This window comes from Paraburkholderia sp. SIMBA_054, assembly GCF_046534875.1.
GTDB lineage: Bacteria > Pseudomonadota > Gammaproteobacteria > Burkholderiales > Burkholderiaceae > Paraburkholderia > Paraburkholderia hospita.
Map to the genome: position 1 here is coordinate 1 of NZ_JAWRXV010001252.1, position 252 is coordinate 252.

A 252-nucleotide genomic window follows, 5' to 3' on the forward strand; every position below is an offset into this window, starting at 1 on the left:
CTTGGCACGCAGTAAAAGCTCGGCTCACGGCGAACACAGTCAACAAGCTTCTTTGCGAAGGCTTGTTGCCTCCGCCCACTCCCGCTAAAATCCCCGGGTCACTGGGGAGTAGCCTTCCTTCACGCATCGCGGCATCGCGTGAAGGAGAGCGCGTCAACATACTTGGCCTGCGGGTCATGGCGCGTTCGACCGGGTCGGTTTGGCGAGACCATTGGCGCACTGCTTCGTTCTGGTCGGACGGGTCGCGGTGCG

At 61.9% G+C, this 252-nt stretch carries 1 riboswitch.

The features are described from left to right. Positions 1–91: 91 nt before the first annotated feature. Positions 92–235, forward strand: a riboswitch (yybP-ykoY riboswitch). Positions 236–252 lie beyond the last annotated feature (17 nt).